Source organism: Terriglobia bacterium (genome assembly GCA_020072565.1).
Lineage (GTDB): Bacteria > Acidobacteriota > UBA6911 > UBA6911 > UBA6911 > JAFNAG01.
This window is the reverse complement of sequence record JAIQGI010000051.1, coordinates 1-20,574: the sequence shown is the minus strand read 5'-3', so window position 1 is coordinate 20,574 and position 20,574 is coordinate 1. Positions and strand designations below refer to the sequence as shown.

Here is a 20,574-nt window from a genome sequence, read left to right as displayed (position 1 = left end):
TGATGAGGATCAAGTAATTTGCATCCGCATCCGGATGCGTGAAAAACAAATCTCCACCCGGCCCGTGATTCTTAAAGTATGTTTACTAACTCTAGGGTATGATACGCAGCATCCGCCGGGGATTCCGGTGTCGCGTCACTGGAACCGGCTGGATAAACCGAAAAACTTCATCGAACGAATGACTGCTGAGAGACGGGCAACGCTATGAAGATTTTGTCCCCCACATTCTTTCTTTCGCTCCAGGTTACTCCCTTCAAGTCGCACATCACGAGCATCGACTGGGTGATGATTGCGCTCTACTTCACGGTTTTGCTGTGCGTCGCATGGTGGGTCGTCCGCAAAAGCAAAGACACCGCGGCCGACTACTTCCTCGCCGGCCGCAACCTCGGCTGGTGGATCATCGGCGCCTCCATTTTCGCCTCCAACATCGGGTCCGAACACGTCGTGGGCCTGGCCGGGTCCGGAACCACGGATGGCGTGGCGATGGCTCATTATGAGCTGCATGCCTGGTGCCTGCTGGTGCTGGCGTGGGTGTTCGTTCCCTTTTATGCGCGCGCGCTCGTGTTCACGATGCCGGAGTTTCTCGAGAGGCGCTTTTCCTCCGGCTCCCGCTACGTCCTCTCCGTGGTCTCGCTCATCACATTCGTGGTGTCGAAGATCGCCGTGGGGATCTTCGCGGGCGGGGTGGTTTTCGGCACACTACTCCCGGAGATGCGCCTGAATATCGGAGGTTATGAGATCGACAGCTTCTGGATCGGGTCCGTGCTGGTCATCGTGCTGACGGGCCTCTACACGATGCTCGGCGGCATGCGTGCCGTGGCTTATAACGATGCCGTGCAGGTCACGGTCCTCATCCTGGGATCAGGCTTGTTGACGGTTTATGGGCTTTACAGGCTTGGTGGTTGGAATGAGCTCCGCTACTGGTGCGGATCGGACATGTTCAACCTCTGGAAACCGCTGATCCCTCCGGGCGTGCAGGGCACGTGGGCGCCGGTGCTGGAAAAGGATACGGTCGGCAACATCGTGAAGCAGGCCTGGTACTTCAACGGCCACTACCCGTGGCTGGGCATGTTGTTCTGCGCGCCCATCATAGGTCTCTGGTATTGGTGCACGGACCAGTACATCGTGCAGCGCGCCCTGGGCGCCCCCAACGAGACCGTGGCGCGGCGCGGCAGTATCTTCGCCGGCTTCCTCAAGCTGTCTCCGGTCTACCTGTTCATCATTCCGGGACTGATCTGTTTCGCGCTGGCGAAGAGCGGCAAAATTCCCGAGCTGCACAACATCCTGATCGGGGCAGACGGCCAGATCGTAAGGAGAGAGGCACAGGGGGCGTTTCCCTTGATGGTGCAATACCTCCTGCCGCCGGGCCTGCGCGGCATCGTGGTCGCGGGGTTGCTTTCCGCGCTCATGGGCTCGCTGGCAGGTGTGTTTAACGCGTGCAGCACGCTATTCACAGTGGATCTCTATGAGAAGTGGAAGCCCAAGGCCACGCAACACGACCTGGTGCGCACGGGCCGCATCGCCACCGGCATCATGGTGCTGATCGCGCTCGCATGGATCCCCGTCATCAAGGGCGCATCCGGTCTCTACAACTATCTGCAAACGGTGCAAGGTTACCTGGCGCCGCCGATTTTCGTGGTGTTCTTCTTCGGCGTCTTCTTTAAGCGCCTCAACGCCAAGGGATGTCTGTGGGCCATGGTGGTGGGCTTTGTGATGGGCCTGTCCCGCATGCTGGTGGACACGCCGGTGACGCTGGGCCTGAAGGGATTTGAAAACGGCTACACGCCCGGCTCGTTCCTCTGGATCATCAACAACATCTATTTCCAGTACTTCAGCGTGCTGATTGCGATTGTATCGGCGGTCGTCATGGTCGTGGTGAGTTATATGACGGCCGAGCCGGACTACGTGAAGATACAGAGCATTACTTACGGCACCGTCACGCATGAAGACCGCATACGCACCCGCGCAAGCTGGAGCTGGCAGGAGGTGGCTGCTTCCGCGTTAGTTCTGACCTGCATCATCGGGGCCTACCTGTACTTCAGAGGATAATGCCGCCTGACGGGCAGCCGAAAGCTCGAAGCCAGGAGGTGGGATTTGCGCGGATCAACGCGGATCGGCATCTGCGTTGATCCGCGTGAGTCTGATCCAAATTCTATTTTTGGACGCCGAAGAACGCCGGCCGACGCCAATTTTCCGGTTCGCCTTGGATTCCATAGGGTTGCCGCTTAAAATATTGGAAAGATCGAGCGGCACTGCACGTAAAACCCTATAAGGGGGGTTGCGACCATGAACTTCAGAACTGCAAAGGTTCGGCCCGGTCGTCTGCGCAAGCTTCATCGTTCAGCCCTGGTCCCGGGTTGTGTCCTGCTGTTGATGCCGGGATTGGGTGCGGGCCTGTTTCAGGCTCCGGTCCGGTCTCAAACGGCGGCAAAAAGCGCGCCGCTTTCAGTTTCGCTCAAGTACGCGGAAAAAAGCTCCTTGGCCACCAGGATCGAGCTCAGCAAACAAGAGGTGAAATTCCGCAGGGAGCCCAATTTCGGGGGAAACGACAAGGTCATACGCCGGGCGCTCAAGATCGGTCCCGGTCAAAACGACTTTATAGGCTTCGCCGTCAATTTCACCAGTCGCACTCTCTACCTCGACCTCAACCAGAACCTGGATTTGACGGATGACCCTCAAGGCGTCTACAAGTCGGTAATGGTGCGCGGGCCGTCCGGATATTTTGCCTACTTCAGAGGTGTCCGGCTCGACCTCGGCAACAACGGCATCAATCGCCGCTACCTGTTGGAGCCTTTCTATTTTCTCGGTGAGAACTCGACCTCCATAGGAATCCGGTCGCTCTATGAGGGGGAGATCGAGCTTCAGGGACGGAAGTGGCTTTTCCAGGTTCAGGACAACCTCGACGGTCAGTTCGATGCCCAGGACAAGTTCCTGATCACGCCGGTGGCCCGCAGCGGCGACCCCAAAGCGCTCACATACCGCCCGATGGCGCTTCCCAGGATCCTTTTCATAGGCGGGAATCAGTACCAGCTCGCCTTCGCCTTTGGAGCGGCATCCGGGGTTGCGCTCGTGACCGCCACGCTCACGGAACACCGCTCTCCCATGGCAGAGGTAACCCTGGATGGGAAGTTCGTCCGGCGGCTGATCCTGCAAGGGGATGCACGACTGGCAATCCTGGAATCGCCGGGTCGGACCGTCACTCTGCCAGCGGACAACTATCGCATCCAGACGGTGTACCTGGTGCCTGCCGCCGACAAGCCGGTGCTGACAGGTGTTTCCACCTCCGAAACTTCGCGGATCACGGTGGCCGCGGGCGCTCCCAACCGCCTGCAGATCGGCGCTCCGTTTGTCAGCAGTGTAAGAGCGGAACGAAAAGGGAGCTCGCTGCTGCTAAGCTACGTTTTGAAGGGAGCGGCAGGGGAGGAGTATACGGTCATGACCCCCGACCGCCGCAATCCTCCCAAATTTGTCATTTACAGGGGTGATCGGCAGGTGGCCAGCGGCAACTTCCAGTTTGGCTGAGGCGGCACCTGCACGTACTCATGGCGAGTACCTTCCCTGACGGTTGGCGATTTCAAGATTGTCGCTTCCTACGACGTGGCCGGCTTCGGCCCCACTCAATCAGTGCCGGTCATGTATCACTGGACGATCTTTTAGCGTGCCGGCAATGGTTTTACTGGTCCACAGTCAACCAGTGTAACGCTTGGTAGCGGTGTCGGACCTCGTAAAAGCATTCGCTTCCTGAAAGGTAACCACGAAAGCGCTTTGGTGCGTTTCGTGGTTTCGTCACTGGAAGCCTCAGCGGGCGTTCACGAGCCGCAGCGTTCCGAACTTCTCCGGGTGATGAGGATTCCAGACGCCGGGGGGCTGCCAGGCCAGAAAGTCCCGGTTCGGGGGCTCTCCATCCTGCCGATACAGGTTGATCCGCATCTCGTTGCCGGCCTGCGCCGGGCGCTTGTCTACTGCAATGATTGGGATCCGCATCTCGCCGTACCAGATTTTCCTTTTCTCATCGACGCGCGCCTTGACCTGCATACCGGAGTTCCAGGCCTGCTCGCCGTTGAATCCCGGTTTGTCCTTTGTCGAATCGATATCCAGATCGAGGAACTCGCCCTGGGGTGACATCTGAAATTCGCGGTAGCGGTTCGTATGCTCGAAGTCGGCGCCCAGGTACACCTCGAAGCAGTCTTTCTCCCACATCCTGTAGGTTTCGTTCCGGGTGTCGGGGTTCGGATTCAGCGTGAGTTTCTCATAGGGGCCGATGAACAGGAAATAGACGTAATCCTTGGTCCAGCGCGAGCGCACCTCGGCTCGAAACTGGGGCATCGCGGGGCCGAGAACGCTCTTATCGATGACCACGCCCTGAATGCCCTTCCAAAACGCCGAATCCGGATCGGCCGTCGGCTCGACGGCCTTCTCCGCGTAGTAGGACAGGAACATGGCCTTTTCCTGGGTCTGGCTCATCGACGCGCAGAATAGAAAAAGAAATATCAGTGGTTTCACGTTCTTTTCTCCCTATCTTTTCCCGGATTCTTCGAGTTTGAAAAGGGCGGTTTGATTTGGCGCCAGTTTAAGGAGGAATTCATGGGCGCCGCCTTCAAGCACGAGCCCGTTCATCAAATTCGCCACCCGCAGGTCACGCGGCAGCCGCACCGTGCGCGAGCCGCCGCCGGGCGCGTATATGCCCAGGAAGTTGCGGTTGGCATACACCACGTCACCCGCGTCGCTGTAGATGTGGCATCCCGCGGCGCGCGCGATGCCGCGCAGGAGGGCAGCGGGGAGGATCGGCGCGCTCGAGTAAACCGAGGTCCAGCCCGGCTGTTTTTTCACCACCAGCCCGGGCTTATCGATGCCCGCGAGGATGCCGAGTACCTGGGCCTGGGGGTCGTCGCTCCAGAAGCGCGGGCTGATGCGGAATCCCGGCAGGTCGCGCCTGAGCGACGGGTCCCGGGGATCCTTGAGGTAGATTTGGTGGTCATACCAGCGTTTGATATTTTCCACGTTCACATCGGTGCCATAAGCCAGCCCTTTGGGAAGGGATCTGGTGTATGAGTGATTGTAGGACGTTATGCCCACTCTGAGTTCGCCCGCGCTTCCGGTCTCGGCCAGTCGAATGCCGGTGAGCGCCCGCATGTTTTCGACCGAGAGTTTCTCGCCAATGTAACCCGGCGCATAGACCCAGATCGCCGTCGCGCCCTTACGCTTCAGGCGCGCGTGGATGGCGGCGCGCTGCTCCGGCGTGACCCGGAAGGTGTTCAGGAAGATGTAGAGTTTGTAGTCGCGCAGCTTCGGATTGTCAATGTCGGTCAACAGATAAGGATCCCAAGGCGCGCCTATAAATGCAAACTCCCATTGCTTCTGAGCGGTGAGGAGCGCGTTGAACAGCGGCTCCCCGTCCCCGCAATAAGTGAAGCTGGCTTCGTCGAGAATGACGGCGATATCTGCGTTGGAACTCCTGTCGGCATCGAGAAACTTCTCATCTATCTGTTTCAGTTGGCCCAGAAGCTGAACGATCTGGTCGTCGTGATACGTGCCGCCATGCAGGTCGGTCCACCACATGCCGAATCCCTTGGTCAGAGTATAGGCGTAATCGCGAATGAGCAGGCCCTTCGTCTCTTCGAAGTTTGTTGGATTGTGCAGGGAGTCACCCCACCGCCATTGCCGTTGGAACAGGTGGGTCTCGGTGTCCACTTCATTGAAGTAGAGCTTGCCATGGAGAGCAGCGGCTTCGGGAAGGGTCTGGGAATTGTTCGGCCCTCCGATTTGCTTGTTGTCATAGGTATACGGGCTCGCGATGAAATCCACATCCACCGAATCGAGCACCTTCGCGAACCCAAGATGGCCGCTGTGAACCACGCTCAGGTTGGGGAAATTGCACCATAAGTACCCGTAGAAAGCTCCGACGATCTTCTTCCTGTGGGTGATTTCCTTCACCCACCGGGCGTTCTCGAGGAGCGTGTCGGACACCATGTCATTGAAAAAGGAAAAATAGTCCGGCACCCGCCGACTGATCGCAGGGTCGAAGAAGATGCCGTGGTTTGAACTGTAGCGCTCGACCTCATTCGGGGGCGTCGCCGTCTCGAAGCTGACTTGTGGATTGCCCCACGCACGGCGCAGTTGATCCACGCTGCCGTATTTGTTCTTCAACCAGATCCGGAACAGCGCCTGCGCCGGAGGACAGTAATCCTCGACTCCGAATCTTGTGGGCGGCTGACCGCCTGGTCTGGTTTCCCAGAACGAGTTGAACATCAGCCACTCGCCGCCGAAGCCGTTCCCGACCTGATAGCCGACCATGTGTTCCCCGTACTTGCTCTCCACGTGATTGAGAAACGCGATCATCGCCTTGTGCGACAACTCGCGATAGTTCTCCGATGCCAGCGAAGGATGGCAAGGCTGGCCGAACATGCCGGCCGGGCTGCCGTCATCCCGCATGGTGATGTCATTGGGAAACGCCTTGCACCACCAGGGGCCCGGGGTCAGCAGGATGCGCGGCAGGAAGAGAGTCTTCGGCTCGATCTTGAGATAGGATTCAACCTTCTCGTCGACCCTGGTGAAATCGTATTGCTCCGGGCCGGTCCAGTCGAAGCGCAGATAAATGTCGAATATCGAAATCCCCGCTTTGCGGAAATCGTTGAAGTCCGACGGGCCGGGCCGGTATGGCGACCCCAGTACCTGGCTGGTCAACACCCCATTTACATAGAGCGCAGGCATCCCGTGGAGGAACCTGACCTCGCTGGCCAGTTCGGCGCCCGCCGGCGGGTGAGAAACCGAAATGACGGCAACGACAATAAATGAAAATGCGCAAAGCAGTTTGCTCATAATCCATCCATTCCTGAAGAACAAATTGGAAATCGGGGTCGGACCTGAATAAACCGTGCGTGCTCAGTTTCTCGCAATGAATTCCTGGGAAAAAATGGGGCACAAACTCGATTATTGGCTTCATTTTTTGCGTTTAACAGTAATTTTGCACTTGGAAATGCGAGCCTGGCAATTGTACATGACCCTTAATCCCAAAAAAAGAAGGCACAAATCCAGACCGACGCGGTCTTGGAGGGTCTGTCATCGGCCATCCGGCACGCGGCGGCTCGCTTTGGGTCCGACCCCGCGAAGCGGCCTCGTAACATATTGCAGGCGCGGATGCAGCCTTTGGGTATACAATCCCTCGCGGAATGCCGGCAGGTGCAATACAGGGAACGGATTGAAACGGCGGTGAAGCATGGCTATGACCACCCCACAGAAATGGCTCGCGGGTTGCGGAATCGGTTGCGCTGTCTTGATCGTGCTGGTCGTCGGGCTGGTGACCAGTGCCATCGTTTATGTCCGCGGCAAATATCGGCCACTGCAGGAAGCATCGGACAGTCGCAAAGAGATTGTGGCGGCCTACGGCGCCCCGGATACTTTTGTGCCGCCCCCCGATGGGATCATCGACCCTGGACGAATGGAAGCATTTCTTTCAGTACGCGACGCGCTCAAAGACCCACAGGCCCGGCTGGACTCGGCTCTGGCCAATTTCGATTTTGAACGCCTGACCCGAAGGCAACAGTCGTTCGGCGCCGTGCTCCAAACACTGAGCGAGATGACCAATCTTATCGTACCAGCAGGAGAGTATGTAAATCAGCGCAACCGGGTTCTGCTGGACAAGCGGATGGGTTTGGGCGAATACGCCTACATCTACTCGATCGCCTACTATTCATTTCTGGGCCATTCGCCCGCGGAGGGGCCGTCGATTATTGCCAAGATCCAGCAGCGGGAACGCGACCGCCCGGGCGGCAACAATTTCCCCTTCAGCCCGGAAGCCATGCGCGAGCAGTATCGACGCCTGATGCTTCACTTGCTACGGAATCAGCTGGACAGCATCAAAGATGTGAAGCAAACGAAATGGCGCGGCACGCTGGCAGAAGAGATCAGCCGCATCGACACGCAGATGGACCGGCTGGCATGGCAGGACAACCTCCCGCTCCCAATTGAAGAATGCCTGAGACCCTACCGGAGTCGTCTGGAAGCCACGTACTATCCCTCCACCAACTTCCTCGAGCTCCTGACGGTGGATGAATTCAATCAGATGCAATGGGGCCGCCGGGTAGGAGGCGGCGAAGCCGGAACCGGAGGCGCAACGGACACTGGCCCCGTCGAGGCTCCTGAAGTTGGCGCGGGCCAAGGTGTGGGGACAAGAAGCGGCAACGTATCATACATGGTTGGCGAGGGCGTAACCGCTCCTGTGCCTATCAGTCAACCTTTACCTCCCTATCCGGAGGAAGCACGAAGAGCACGAATCGAGGGTGTCGTGACCATCCAGGCTGTCGTCCGCAAAAATGGGACCGTCGACAACCTCAGAATCATCCATGGATTGGGTCACGGCCTGGACGAATCCGCGGTGAATACGATCGCGACCCGATGGAAATTCAAGCCCGGCACGCTCAAAGACGCGCCGGTGGATGTACAGGCCCGGATTGAAGTGAGGTTCCGGCTGAACTGAAAAAAAGGAAAAGATATAGGGTCAGGCGGTTTCATCGTTTTCTGACCCGCCATTCGATAATTCCACCAGTTTGGAGGAGCCGTTATGGATCGCCGAAGGTTTTTGCAGAGCCTAGCAGTGACAGCCGCGAGCCTCGAGACTCTATCTGGCGGCAGCGCCGCGGCCTCACCCGAAGAGCCGGCAGCCGATGTGACCCCGGATATCGAGGGCCACACCCTCATCTGCGAGTTCAAGCTCAACGCGACTTTGTGGAAAGTCTATGAGGACCTGCGCAGCCGCGAAGGCGTTCTGACTTTTGTTTCGTCGACCGGCGGCGCACGCGTACTCACCAAGAGCGCCGAAGCCTCGTTCGCCGAAGCCAACCCTCCGTATCTGGGATTGAGCATGAACGACATCGGGTTGTCCGGAACCGATCTCCTCGCCGACAGGCTGCTCGCGGGCGGAGGCGATCCCGATCCCGAAATGGTGAAATCGGCGGCGCCTCCTCAAGGGTCCGCCGCCGGCCAGGGTCCGGGCGCCGCAGCTCCCCGCTCGAGGTGGGACGCTTTTGTCGGCACCAGGGAAGCTTTCGACACGATGATGGTTTACACGGGCGGCAACACCAGGACGTACCACCCTTCCCAATACCTTGCCGAACTCCGCAACCCGGCCGTGACGCAGAAGCGCTTCGATGGCCTTCTCGGAGGCTGGATGCCTGCCGTCCGGAAGGTCATGCCAGTCTCTGACAACTCCTATTGCGAGGTGGTGGTTTTTGGCGATGTTGAAGCGCACGACCGGTTCATCGTGCAGACCTGGCATCGCACCATGCTGATTGAAAACGGCAAAATCGCCAAGGCGTTTTACGGCCATAGCTACCCCGCATTTCCGCCCGCCCGCCGGGATCCCCAGCCGGAACAGTTCTACCGCGCGCTGCTGGTCTTCGCGAACTATTGGGACAGGCAGCTGAAGGATTTCGCGCCGGCTTCCCTGCCGGACAACTCCTGGATCGACATGTCCAGGCACTATTTCGCCAAGGAACTGATGGTCCGGCCCGGCGGCGTTTATCCCAAATACGGGGCGGTGGATCGAGATTACTACGGTTCCGAGTACGACGGCTTCCAGGATATTTTCACCAGCGCCGTCCATGTCAATCTCGAGTGGGGGCGGTTCGAGACGGCGCGACAATTCATCGACAACTATTTCACCGATTTCGTCGATGCCAAAGGCGTCAACAACATGCGCGGCCCGGAGACGGCGCAGTTCGGCATGTCGCTCTCCCTGCTCGCCCGCTATTTCAACTACACGCGCGACAGCGCCTTGCTCCTCAAGCACAAGGCCAAAATTCAGGCCACGGCGAAGCTGCTCGCCGACATGCACGACCTCGGCTTGAAGATGCCTCAGGACGATCCCGGTTACGGTCTGATCCACGGCTGGAGCGAATCGGACGCCTGCCTGGCTGCCACTCCCGAAGTCTGGTGGAAACCTTATTATGCCAACAGCGCTTTCTCCGCACGCGGACTCAAGGATATCGGCAGGGCATGGCTGGAGATCGACAAGCTCAAGCCCATGCCCGGCATGGAAAAGGAGGCCCAGGACTGGCTGAACCGAAGCAAGGTTCTTCAGGATGCCACAGTCTCGAGCATGGAGAAAAACATCTGGAAGGACAAGACTCCGCCGTATGTCCCGCCAATGCCCGGCGTAAAACTGATGTTTCGAGAAGCCATGGCGCAGGAGCGGCCCAGTCCGCAACAGTGGCCGCACCGCCTCTACGCCGAACTGGTTCATGCCGATATACTCCCCGTAAACCTGGCCAACATGGTCGTCGACACCATGAGGGCTTACGGCGCCACCACCCTCGGCGTTCTTGCCAACGTCGGCGCGGCCCGCCCCGGCGGCCGCTCCATTCTCGGCTTCATCGCCTACGGCCACGCCCTGATGCTGCTCCGCCTGGACCGCATCGAAGAATACCTGCTGTTTCTCTACTCGCATCGTTATCATGCCCACACCCGCGGCGGCTGGGTTGCCGGAGAGGTCTGCGGCATCACAGGCGGCACCGCCACTTTTTGCATACCGGCCCAGCAGACCGTCCCCGTCATGGTGCGCTGGATGCTTGTACTCGAGGACTCGGACGAAGACCGGCTCTACTTCGCCAAGGGTGTCCCGCGCGATTGGGTGATCTCCGGAAAGCCGATCAAGATCAGCCAGGCGCCCACGCGCTGGGGCAGGGTCAGCCTGGAATTGGCGGCAAAACCCGCATCCAGGAGCGTCGCGGCAACGGTCGAGCTGGCGCAGCCGGGCGCCCCAAAGGAAGTTCACGTCAAGCTGCGGGTACCCGCGCAGAATCCAGTCAAGGCGGTAACGGTCAACGGCCGCCCCGCGACTCTCGGCGGCCCGCACAAAGACACCGTGATGATCCGGACCGGAGCGGAGAGACATTTTGAAGTGGTCGGCCAACTCAGCTAGGCCCAGGTTGCGAATTCCGCCTCCCTTTTCTCGACGCAGAGACCGCAGCCCACGGAAAGAGGTTTCGAAACATTTCAAATTACTGCGGTCTCAGCAATCTCTGTGTTGAGGTTTCCCCTGGTCCGAACTGCAGTTGATCGTTGACACGCTGCCCCGCTGTCGGGGGTCGCGGCCAGCCTGCTGCCGGCGCAACGGGCGGCCCGGCTTGACCCTGTGATGGCACTGCGTGATGAGTAACTCGAGGCAAGGGATCGGATCGCTGTTGCCGTGCTGCTTGACGACTAGGCACTTATCGAGGCAGTGCAGCCCGTCCAGCATCTGGCCGTCCGCGGAGCCGCTCACTGTGAGTCCCAGAACGTCGCAGATCTCCCTCTCTCGGCTTCAGCGGCGTTTTTTCCAGCGCTCCTTGATTCTTGCCGCCTGTTCCTGAGTTATGCTGCCGTTGCGGACAAGATTTGCCAGGACTTCGTCAGCCTTCGACTCGTCCTTGATGCCGCGGATATTGTTGAAAACCTGCCTAAGGCCGGCGTTCTGCCGCCGGTTCTGCCACTGCTCTCTGATCTTGACCGCCTGTTTCTGGGTGATCTTTCCGTCCGCAACCAAGCTGTTCAATGCCTCGGTAAACTTGGCTTCATCCTGTATGCCTCTGAGTTCCTGGAGCGTCTGCTGCAGCTGGCTTCTCCCCTGCTGCTTCTGCCACTGGGCTTTGATCTTCACCGCCTGGTTCTGGGTTATCCTGCCCTCTTTCACCAGATTTGCCAGGGCGGTATCGACCGTCGGCTCGTCCTTTATGCCCATGATTCGGTTTCGCAATTGCTCCCGGTTCTGCCTGGCTTGGCCGGCCCGCTGAGCGGCCTTTGGCCGGGTTTGCTGGCCCTGGCTGGCTAATACGACGTGGGTGCTGAACAACACAAAAACGATAACAACAACACGCGCGACTGGATGGACTTTCGTTGACATCACCGGCGACCTCCCTGGCAATGGTCGGGTTAGTGTTTTTTCTTCACAATTTCGCCAGACTTCGCACGATGGCGACATGTTCCGGACCTGGACGATTTCTCTTCCTCGATTTCCTCATGCTATTTCACATTAACCCTGGGAAGGCGGAAATGTTGCAGCGGAGGCTGATGATTGTGGCCACCCATGCGCATGAGAACTGCCGCATGCCTCAACAGCTCAATGCAGAGGACGCGGAGGGCAGCTGTATTCTCGGCACAGCACCTCATGCGCCGGGGCGCACCCATGTGCATGACAACTACCTCGATCCTCAAAAGCCTAACGTTGAGCCCGCAGAACCTTGGTAGCCTCATTTCCCGACCCTCCGTGCCCCCTGCCCCCAGCCGCGCCCTCTGCGTTAATCTTTTGCTTTTTACTGATGGCGTTTGGCTGCTTGCGGGCCGCCGGCTCGGCCGCGATCGTCGGGAAAGAGCTGATTCGCAAACGCGCTGAGCCCATCGGGATAAGCGTAACCTGTTCGACCGGCTCATTCGATTTTACCGGACTCTGCGGAAGCAACCCTACGATGCCCGTTTTCGCTTCCTGCTGCCATTCCGGTATCTTGCGCGCTCTGACCTGCAGCGCCAGCGGCGCCCCCTCCAGAGTGAAGGGCTGCCTGGCGAGCGGGCCCGCGTTGCGGACTATCTTGAACGATCCGGCGGGATCCAGCCCGTTGAGCACCAGACCATAGTTCCAAGCCGTGGCCGGGAGAACCTCCCATTCCTGCCACAAGTCATCCTTGCCATATTTCTGCCACTTCTCTTCAATCTTCAAAGCAAAGCTCAGCGGCCCGTAGTCCACGGACACCGAATCCTTGTTTTTCGCCCATTTGCGGACCGAAATCTTCATGGGCAGCTGCAGCATCACCGTATCGCCATTGGCCCAATGGCGTTTCACTTGAATGTAGGACGAGGGGGATGCTTTCACATCAGTCACTTTGCCGTTGATTCGAACCGAAGCCTTCTCGCACCAGCGGGGCACGCGCATGTACAATGGGAACTCCACCTCCTTGGGCGTGGAGAGCCTGAGTTGGATGATATCCCGGAAGGGATAGTCGGTTTCTTCGATGATCTTGATCTTCGTGCCGTCCCCAACCTGAGTGTCGACTTCAGACGCTGCATACAGCGATGCGGCGAGACCATGGTCCGGTGTTGCCAGCCACAGTTCCTCGGCATAGTAGGGCCACCCGTGCGAGACGTTGTGCTGGCAGCAGCGATAGACCTGGTAGGGGCTGTAGGAAAATGTCGGGCCGCTGTTCTGCACAGCAGGCGACTTGCTGCTGCTGTCGAGTTGGATCTGGTTCGCGCACGTGAGGTAATGCAGGGCCTTCATGTCGGCCGTTTCCGCCACGGGAAAACTGTTGAGCGCGATTTCTTCGCACCGGTCGGCCCAGAGCGGATTGCCGGTAATCTTGGTCAGCATCTCAAAACTATGCATGAATTCCACGATGCCGCAGGTTTCGAAACCACCTCGCGGATCGATATATCCGGGCCGGCTGTTCTCGTCGCTCACAAAAGTGCCGCCGGCGAACTGGCCGTACATAGCCATTGCTTTTTGATAATTGCGCTCGGGGGCGTTGAGCAGGTCCGCGGTCTTTGCCTGCATCCAATAGATCGCCGGCTCGCGAAATCCCTGGGCAAAATTCACGTTGTGCCAGTTGATCACGTCCTGGTCCCAGCGCGCCATGTTGTCGTGAATCTTCTTCGCCAGTTCCAGCAGCCAGGGCTCACCCGTCCGGTTGTAGAGCCAGTAAACACTCTCAATATTGTCGCCGGCGCGTATCTGCGGCCAGTAGCCCTCGCCAAAGGCGGAGGGAGGCAACTGGTTCTCCCACTGGAAATAGTTAGTCACCAGAGGGATCACTCTTTTATCCCCGGTATATTCATAAAAGGACTGCAGCACGTTGAGCATGATCATGTTCGGCCACAAATCCGGCACGCCGTTTGGATCATTCTTGCTCTTCAACGAGGTGAGCAGATCGCGCGGACCGAACCAGCCGTCGGCGCGCTGCGAAGACAACACCAGTTCAATCCACTTGCGCGCCTCCGCGATGATGTCGTTGTCCTTCAGTACGTAGCCAAGATCGGCGAAACCCTTCAACCAATAAGGCAGTTCTTCCCAGCCGCGCTCCCCCTTGCCTTCCTTGTTGGCCCAGGCGCTGGTCTCGAACTTCAGCCAGGGGGAGATCTCCTTCAAATGCCCCGTCATGCCGTCTCTTTCGATTTCAAGCATATTGCGCAACCACCCTCGCGGCGTGATGCGGCCGATGGGCAGTTTCATGAACGGGCTGGCCGCCAGGGGTGCGCGGTTGGCTACGGGGTGGTCGGCCTCGGGCGGAGTCGCCTGTTCCACTTGGGCCAGTCCGGCGCGTGTCGCCAACACGGTCAATAAAATCAAGGCCAGGCATCGATATCGGGTTTTCCTTTTCATCGTGTTTCATCCTATGGAATGATAGCTTCACCTTTTTCCGGGAGGAGCCCCACATGAAGAAGAGGATTGCGACCCTTACCGCCGTTCTGGTCCTGGCGCTCACGCTTGCCCCGCCGGACTTCGCCCAGTCGGGCCGACAGCGCTACCTCGAGACCATTCTGCCGCCTAATCTGATCCTCGAAATTGCCAACGAGGCCTCAGGAGATGAGGCCATGCATCACATGATCGCGCTTGCGGGCGTCAACCGCAACCGCCGCGCCGAGGAATATGTCCAAGGATATTACGAGACCGCATACGTCCTTAACAAGCTTAAAGAATACGGCATCACCGATTCCGAAATCATCGGGCTGCCGGCGCGCGCCAAAAGCACCTGGGACGCCGAGGCGGCCGAGCTGTGGCTGCTCTCCCCGGAGAAGAGGAAGATCGCCGATCTCAAGGAGGTCCCGGCTTCGCTTTGCTCCGGCAGCGGCTCGGCGGATGTGACCTCCGAGCTGGTTTACGTCGGCTTCGGCAATCGCGAGCAGTCGTACACCGGCAAGGACGTCAAGGGCAAAATCGTCCTGGTCAACGGCTCGCCGGGGATGGCCAAAGCGCTGGCCGTTGATAAATTCGGGGCCGCGGGGCTCATCGGTTGGGGCGGCAGCCACGCCGACTACGATGTGGACGAAATCGGCTGGAGTTCGATTCGCGTCGGCGAAAACGAAAAAACCTTCGGCTTTGTCGTATCGAAGCGGCAGTTCGATGAGCTCCGAGATCTGTGCGAGCGGGGCTCGAAGGTCGAGATGAGCGCCATCGTCAGGACGCAGATGGTCCCGTACCAGGAGGAAATGGTCTCCGCTCTGATCCCGGGAAAGGAATTTCCCAATGAGGAGCTCGTTTTCACCGCTCATCTTTTCGAAGGCTTCGCCAAACAGGGTGCCAACGACAACATCAGCGGCTGTGCGGTCATCCTGGAGACGGCGCGGGCGATCAAAAAGCTCGTGGACGACGGCAAGATCCCGCCGCTGAAGCGCTCGATCCGCTTTTTGTTCATTCCGGAAATCTCGGGCACGGCAGCCTATATCCAGAAATACCCTGAGATCACCAAGCGTTTCTTCGCCGACATCAACCTCGACATGGTCGGGGAGGACATCGTCAGGAACCGGTCCTTCTTCAACCTGGAGCGGTCGACCTGGTCCTCGCCGACGTATCTGAACGACGTTTTCGAAGCCCTGTTTGAGTGGCTGGGGAAGACCCAGAAGGAATGCGGGGAATACGGCGCGTCGGAGATCCCGGTCGTTTCGCCCAACGGCTCCCTGCAGCCGTTCTACTACTATATCAGCGAGTACACAGGCGGCAGCGACCATGTCGTCTTTCTGGACGGCGGCGTGAAAGTACCCGCGCTCATGCTCATCGCATGGCCGGACATGTGGTACCACACCAGCGGCGATACCATCGACAAGGCCGACGCCACCCAGCTCAAGCGCGTGGCCTTCATCACCTCGGCTGCGGCGGTTTTCCTCGGCTCGGCCGGGTCGCGCGAGACGCAGGTCATGATGGCGGAAACGGCCAACCGCGGGCTGTCGCGCGTCGGCAAGGACAAATTGCGGGCCGAGCGCATGATGCTCAACGCGGACGCAGCAACCCTTGCCGACGCGGCAAGAGAGGCCGTGAATGTCGTCACCCAGGGATTTGTGCGGGAAAAGGACGCGCTGGCCTCGATCAAATTCTTCATCAGGAATGACGCGGCCCTCGACGGCCTGCTTAAGGCGCGGGTCCAGGCTTTGGACAGTTTGATGAAGATTGCGGCAGACGATGTCGAGAAGGTTTATGAGCAGCGCGCTCTCAGAGAGGGGCAAAGATATCAGAAGCCGGCGCCGACGCCCGACGAAATCCGGTTGAGCAGGATTGTCCCGGTGAGGACGTCCCGGATGCAGGGTTATTTCGATTCTGCAGCGTTCCGGGCGGCGCTGAAGGACATCAAGGATCTCCCGGCGTACAAGCTGCAAGGGAGCGAATACGAGGTGAGGAACTTCATCGATGGACGACGCTCTATCCTCGACATTCGAAACGGAGTCTCGGCTGAGTACGACCCCATCCCGCTCAAGGAAGTCGAGAACTTCATGCTGGTACTGGAAAAAGCAGGATTCGTCGAACTACAAAAAAAATGATGGACGAGCTGCAGATGAACACTGCGGAGCGCAGCGAGGCCGGCGGCGGCCCGATGCGCCCCCCGACCTGTGCGGATGGAAGGTCGGGAGCGGGTTCGCCATCGCCACAACAGTCGGCGTCGAAACTGTTCTGGCTGGGCCTCCCGGCGCCGCTGTACTGAGATGGACCTAAAGGGGACGGCAAGTGGCTCTCAGTGCTTCTGAGCTTTTTTTCTCGATCACGGAATTGTTAGGCGGCATCGGACTTTTCATCTACGGGATGGAGTTGATGAGCCGCGAATTCCAGAAGACTGCCGGACACAGGCTGCGGGTGTTCCTTACCAGGCTTACCAGCAGCCGGTGGTCCGGTCTCGGCATCGGTACTCTCCTCAGTTTATTGATTCATAGCGGACCGACAACCGTCATGATGGTGGGTTTCGCCAACGCCGGTCTGATGGACCTCGCACAGTCGATCAGCATCATGTTCGGAGCGAATGTCGGGACGACGTTGTCGATGCAGATTATTTCTTTCAGCATCGATCGCTACTGCTTCCTGGCCATATTCGTCGGCCTGATGTGTCATCTGGTTTCCAGGCGGGAATCGCTCAGGCATCTGGGGCTTGTCGTAGTCGGCTTCGGGCTTCTGTTTCTGGGCATGCGGATCATGAGCGACGCGGTCATTCCGCTCCGGAATTCCGGCTACTTCGAGAACGTTCTTCGACACACAAATGCGGCCACGGTGACCGGCATGTTATTCGGACTGCTGCTGTCAGGTCTGTTCACCGCCCTGGTCCAGAGCAGCGGTGCCACCATCGGTATTCTCTTCGCCCTGAGCACGGCCCGGGTTTTCACCTCGATCGACCAGGTCTTCCCCTTGATATTAGGAGCGCACATCGGGACCTGTGCTCCGGCTTTGATCGGCAGCATCGGGGCATCGATCTCCGCCCGGCGCGCCGCCCTCTCGCATCTGATGTTCAACGTCTTCGGGGCAGCGATCGCCGTGATCATGTACAGGGTCTACGAAAGCGTCATCCCGATGACCTCGGGAAGCTTGCTGCGCCAGATTGCCAATACCCATACGGCAGTGCAGGTGCTCACGGCGATGATCTTCATGCCATTCACGCGCCAGTATGCCGAGTTCGTCACCAGGATCTTTCCGTCGCAACAGGCCGAACCTGAAAAGAGCCACCTGGACGACAGTCATCTTGAAACGCCGGAGAAAGCCATTGTGGCCGCACTCAAAGAACTCCAGCGCATGGCAACGATCACCCGCAGGATGTTGCAGGACACGATGCGCGGGTTCCTGGATCTCAATCCGGAGCGATTCCGTTACGTGCGGAAAAACGAAGAGGCTCTGGATACCATCAAAGAGGCCGTCAATTCTTATCTGATCGCGCTCGCCGGGCGGCAGCTTTCCCGGAGGCAATCCATAATCATTCAGTATTTGATGACGGCAACGGCGGATCTCGAACGGATTGGCGACCATGTCGACAGTATCGCCGAACTTACCCGGGAGAAAATGGCCAGAAACATCTGGTTCACTGACGATACGGTCATGGACCTGATCGAGCTATACAAGAAGGCTGACCAGATGCTGCTCCTGACGATTCGGTCCTTCGAGCCCTCGTTCTACGATCGACCGACCAAACTCGCCGCGGAGATCCTGGAAATGCGCAGCCAGTACGTGGCATATAGCCTCGACATCAAGCAGAAAGAAAAGACCAAGATCCTCGAAAAAAAGGAAGACGCCCTGTCCGGCATTTTCTTTCATCGCTACGTCACATGCTTCAACAAGATTGTGCAGCATTCGAAGACGATCGCCCTGGTGGAGAAGGAGCCGTTTTTCTTCGTCAAAGAACACAAGCTGGAAAAGCGGTCTGACAAAGTCGAGCCCCCCGGCAAGATCAAGCGCAACAAAGCCCCGTACGATGAGAACATCTTCAATTGAGATTGGCGGCGCGGGGCTGCTGCTCCATGCCGACGAGCACCACCACTGACCTGCCACGATTGTGTGCAGGCAATCCTCAGAGACATTATGGGTCATCTGAATGCGGATTGGCGAATATTTGCTGAGGAGCTATTTGACAGGTAGCTATCCCGCCGCAAATTGACGAACATCAAACCCTCGTGGATGTCGGACCCGCTGACAACGTCGTTTTTGATTCGGAATCACTCCACTCCGGGCCTAGCAGGCCAATGTACGGTTTGCGCGTTATTCGCCCGCGTGGGATCAACATCGCCGAAAAGCGCCTGGAATTGGAGTCCAGATCAGGTCACTTTTCCGGTTACGCGACAACACAGGCATGTGACTATCGGAAGCTGAGCTAACCCCCAGGGACGGGACTTGATCCCAAGAATGCAGCTTGTTCCGACTATCCATTGCTGCTTCCCATGCGAAAGTGTTTTGTCGACCAGCGGGGTCTCTCGGGCCCTCGAAGCAGTCATGCCCCAAAACGATGCTGCAAGAGACAGGATTCTGGCACTCTCGCGGCAGAAGGTGCGGATGATATTCTCTGGACGATACTTTCTGCTCAGATAGAATTGGAGTTGGCCGGCATCGCCCCACCGACATATCCAGCCATTCGCACCGGGAAATCGCCGCCGGCGCTCCAACTTCTGGTAAGATGGCCGTGTTCTCGGTCAACATCCACCCCGTTCCGGAAGGAGGGCTCAGCATGAAGGCATCCGCGCAGACCCGGCCCGCACCTATTCTCGACATGCATCTTCATGCCTTTCGAGCGGCGGACCAGGGGCCGCCCCCGGTCAGTATTTGTGTTCCACTCTCGATACCCCCCGCTGAGAACGGCGCAAACTGGGGAGCCGCGTTCGGCGCATTTCTCAAGAATCCGACGTGCGCGCATCCGATTCATTCTCCTCTCACGGATAAGGAGCTGATGGACCGGACCCTCGCGATCATGGAACGTAGGAACGTCATCGGAGTAGCCAGCGGTCCTTTGGTAAACGAGTGGCGCAAAGTCAGCGGCGACCGGATCATTCCCGGCCTATTTTTCGACCTAGGTCCCGGAGCACCCTCCGCAGGGGAAATGCGAGCCCTTTTCAAAGCTGGCCGGTACTCCGTCCTCGGCGAGGTGATTATCCAGTACCAGGGGATCGAGCCGGGAGATGCGAAATTCGAGCCCTACCTTGCGTTGGCCGAGGAGATGGACATCCCAGTTGGGATCCACGTCGGCCCTGGGCCTCCGGGCGCTCCATACCTGGGTTTCCAAGGATATCGGGCCCGACTCCACAGCCCGCTTGTGGTGGAAGAAGCACTCCTCCGGCATCCCCGGCTGCGCATGTGGTTGATGCACGCCGGATGGCCCATGCTCGACGACCTCCTGGCGGTGCTGTGGACGCACCCGCAGCTGTACGTCGACGTTGGCGTGATCAGCTTCGGTATTCCCCGTCCGGTCTTTCATAGGTATCTACGAAGCCTAGTGGAAACCGGGTTCGGCAACCGAGTGATGTTCGGTTCGGATCAGATGGTGTGGCCGGAAGCATTGGAAGTGGCAATCCAGTCCATTGAGACAGCCACGTTCCTGACACCGGCTCAGAAGCGAGACATTCTCTACAACAACGCTGCCCGGTTCCTTCGTCTCAGCAGGGAACAAATCGCGCGGCACAACGGCCGGAAGTAAGCGCAGCAGCCCAGTGTGCGTTTGCCGGCGTCTGTCGAGCCGAATACCACCTGCGGCGAGCGGGGGCCAAGTTTGGCGTACGCGCCAATCCATCCAGGCAGGGAGCTCAGTCGCTCTCACACTTTCAGGCCTGGGTAGTTGAATCCGCAGCACTTGTCTGAATATCGGGCACTCGTAAACAGGTACGTTCCCCAGATACGACGTATGTGGGAAGTTGACTGACGACCGGCCACTTGCCTGAGATACGCCGTAACCGTAGAAGTGAAACAACCGATGTGATTCCAGGAAGCAACCATCGAAACAGAGGCTGCGGTTCATACATTCCGAGCGGTAAGTGGTAAGCCTTCATCGGAAATGCCACGGCGCAGAAATCCGCGATAACAAAGGAACCAGAACTTGCCGGGGCATTTCCGATAAGGTCACTTGAAGGAAGCCGCTGTTGCTTGCGGCGGACGCCTATGGG

General features: G+C 58.5%; 11 protein-coding genes. 7 read left to right on the top strand and 4 right to left on the bottom strand.

Annotation, left to right across the window (positions count from 1 at the left end):
* The first annotated feature begins 204 nt into the window (after positions 1–204).
* Positions 205–2,049: a sodium:solute symporter gene (locus LAP85_23725; GenBank protein MBZ5499419.1), complete on the top strand. Its 1,845-nt coding sequence runs from the start codon at positions 205–207 to the stop codon at positions 2,047–2,049.
* A 237-nt stretch (positions 2,050–2,286) separates the two neighbouring features.
* The gene (locus tag LAP85_23720) at positions 2,287–3,522 is read left to right on the top strand and encodes a hypothetical protein (protein MBZ5499418.1); all 1,236 of its coding nucleotides are present in this window, start codon (positions 2,287–2,289) and stop codon (positions 3,520–3,522) included.
* A gap of 276 nt (positions 3,523–3,798) precedes the next feature.
* On the opposite strand, the gene LAP85_23715 is transcribed toward LAP85_23720, so the two are convergent.
* Positions 3,799–4,503 carry a carbohydrate-binding family 9-like protein gene (locus LAP85_23715; protein ID MBZ5499417.1) on the bottom strand — a complete coding sequence of 235 codons (705 nt, stop codon included), beginning with the start codon at positions 4,501–4,503 and terminating at the stop codon, positions 3,799–3,801.
* 12 nt (positions 4,504–4,515) lie between these two features.
* Entirely contained in the window at positions 4,516–6,819 is a 2,304-nt protein-coding gene (locus tag LAP85_23710) for a beta-galactosidase (GenBank protein MBZ5499416.1), read from the bottom strand.
* 397 nt (positions 6,820–7,216) lie between these two features.
* On the opposite strand from LAP85_23710, the gene LAP85_23705 reads away from it, so the two are divergent.
* Positions 7,217–8,476, top strand: coding sequence for an energy transducer TonB (locus tag LAP85_23705; GenBank protein MBZ5499415.1), 1,260 nt, complete (start codon positions 7,217–7,219; stop codon positions 8,474–8,476).
* Between the two features lie 84 nt (positions 8,477–8,560).
* Positions 8,561–10,918 (top strand): Tat pathway signal protein, encoded by a 2,358-nt coding sequence (locus tag LAP85_23700; GenBank protein MBZ5499414.1) that lies wholly within the window; start codon positions 8,561–8,563, stop codon positions 10,916–10,918.
* 381 nt (positions 10,919–11,299) lie between these two features.
* Here LAP85_23700 and LAP85_23695 read toward each other — a convergent pair whose 3' ends face one another.
* The gene (locus LAP85_23695; GenBank protein ID MBZ5499413.1) at positions 11,300–11,878 is read right to left on the bottom strand and encodes a hypothetical protein; all 579 of its coding nucleotides are present in this window, start codon (positions 11,876–11,878) and stop codon (positions 11,300–11,302) included.
* A gap of 315 nt (positions 11,879–12,193) precedes the next feature.
* On the bottom strand, positions 12,194–14,344 hold the full coding sequence (locus LAP85_23690) for a glycoside hydrolase family 127 protein (protein MBZ5499412.1): 2,151 nt from the start codon (positions 14,342–14,344) through the stop codon (positions 12,194–12,196).
* A gap of 53 nt (positions 14,345–14,397) precedes the next feature.
* Between LAP85_23690 and LAP85_23685 the strand changes: the two genes are divergently transcribed.
* The 3 genes from LAP85_23685 to LAP85_23675 all read left to right on the top strand — a co-directional run bounded on the left by LAP85_23685 (position 14,398) and on the right by LAP85_23675 (position 20,111).
* Positions 14,398–16,494 carry a M28 family peptidase gene (locus LAP85_23685; protein ID MBZ5499411.1) on the top strand — a complete coding sequence of 699 codons (2,097 nt, stop codon included), beginning with the start codon at positions 14,398–14,400 and terminating at the stop codon, positions 16,492–16,494.
* A gap of 184 nt (positions 16,495–16,678) precedes the next feature.
* Positions 16,679–18,421, top strand: a complete 1,743-nt coding sequence (locus tag LAP85_23680) for a Na/Pi cotransporter family protein (GenBank protein ID MBZ5499410.1) — start codon at positions 16,679–16,681, stop codon at positions 18,419–18,421.
* A 727-nt stretch (positions 18,422–19,148) separates the two neighbouring features.
* A complete protein-coding gene (locus tag LAP85_23675; GenBank protein MBZ5499409.1) occupies positions 19,149–20,111 on the top strand; it encodes an amidohydrolase family protein in 963 nt (320 codons plus the stop codon).
* Positions 20,112–20,574: the final 463 nt, after the last annotated feature.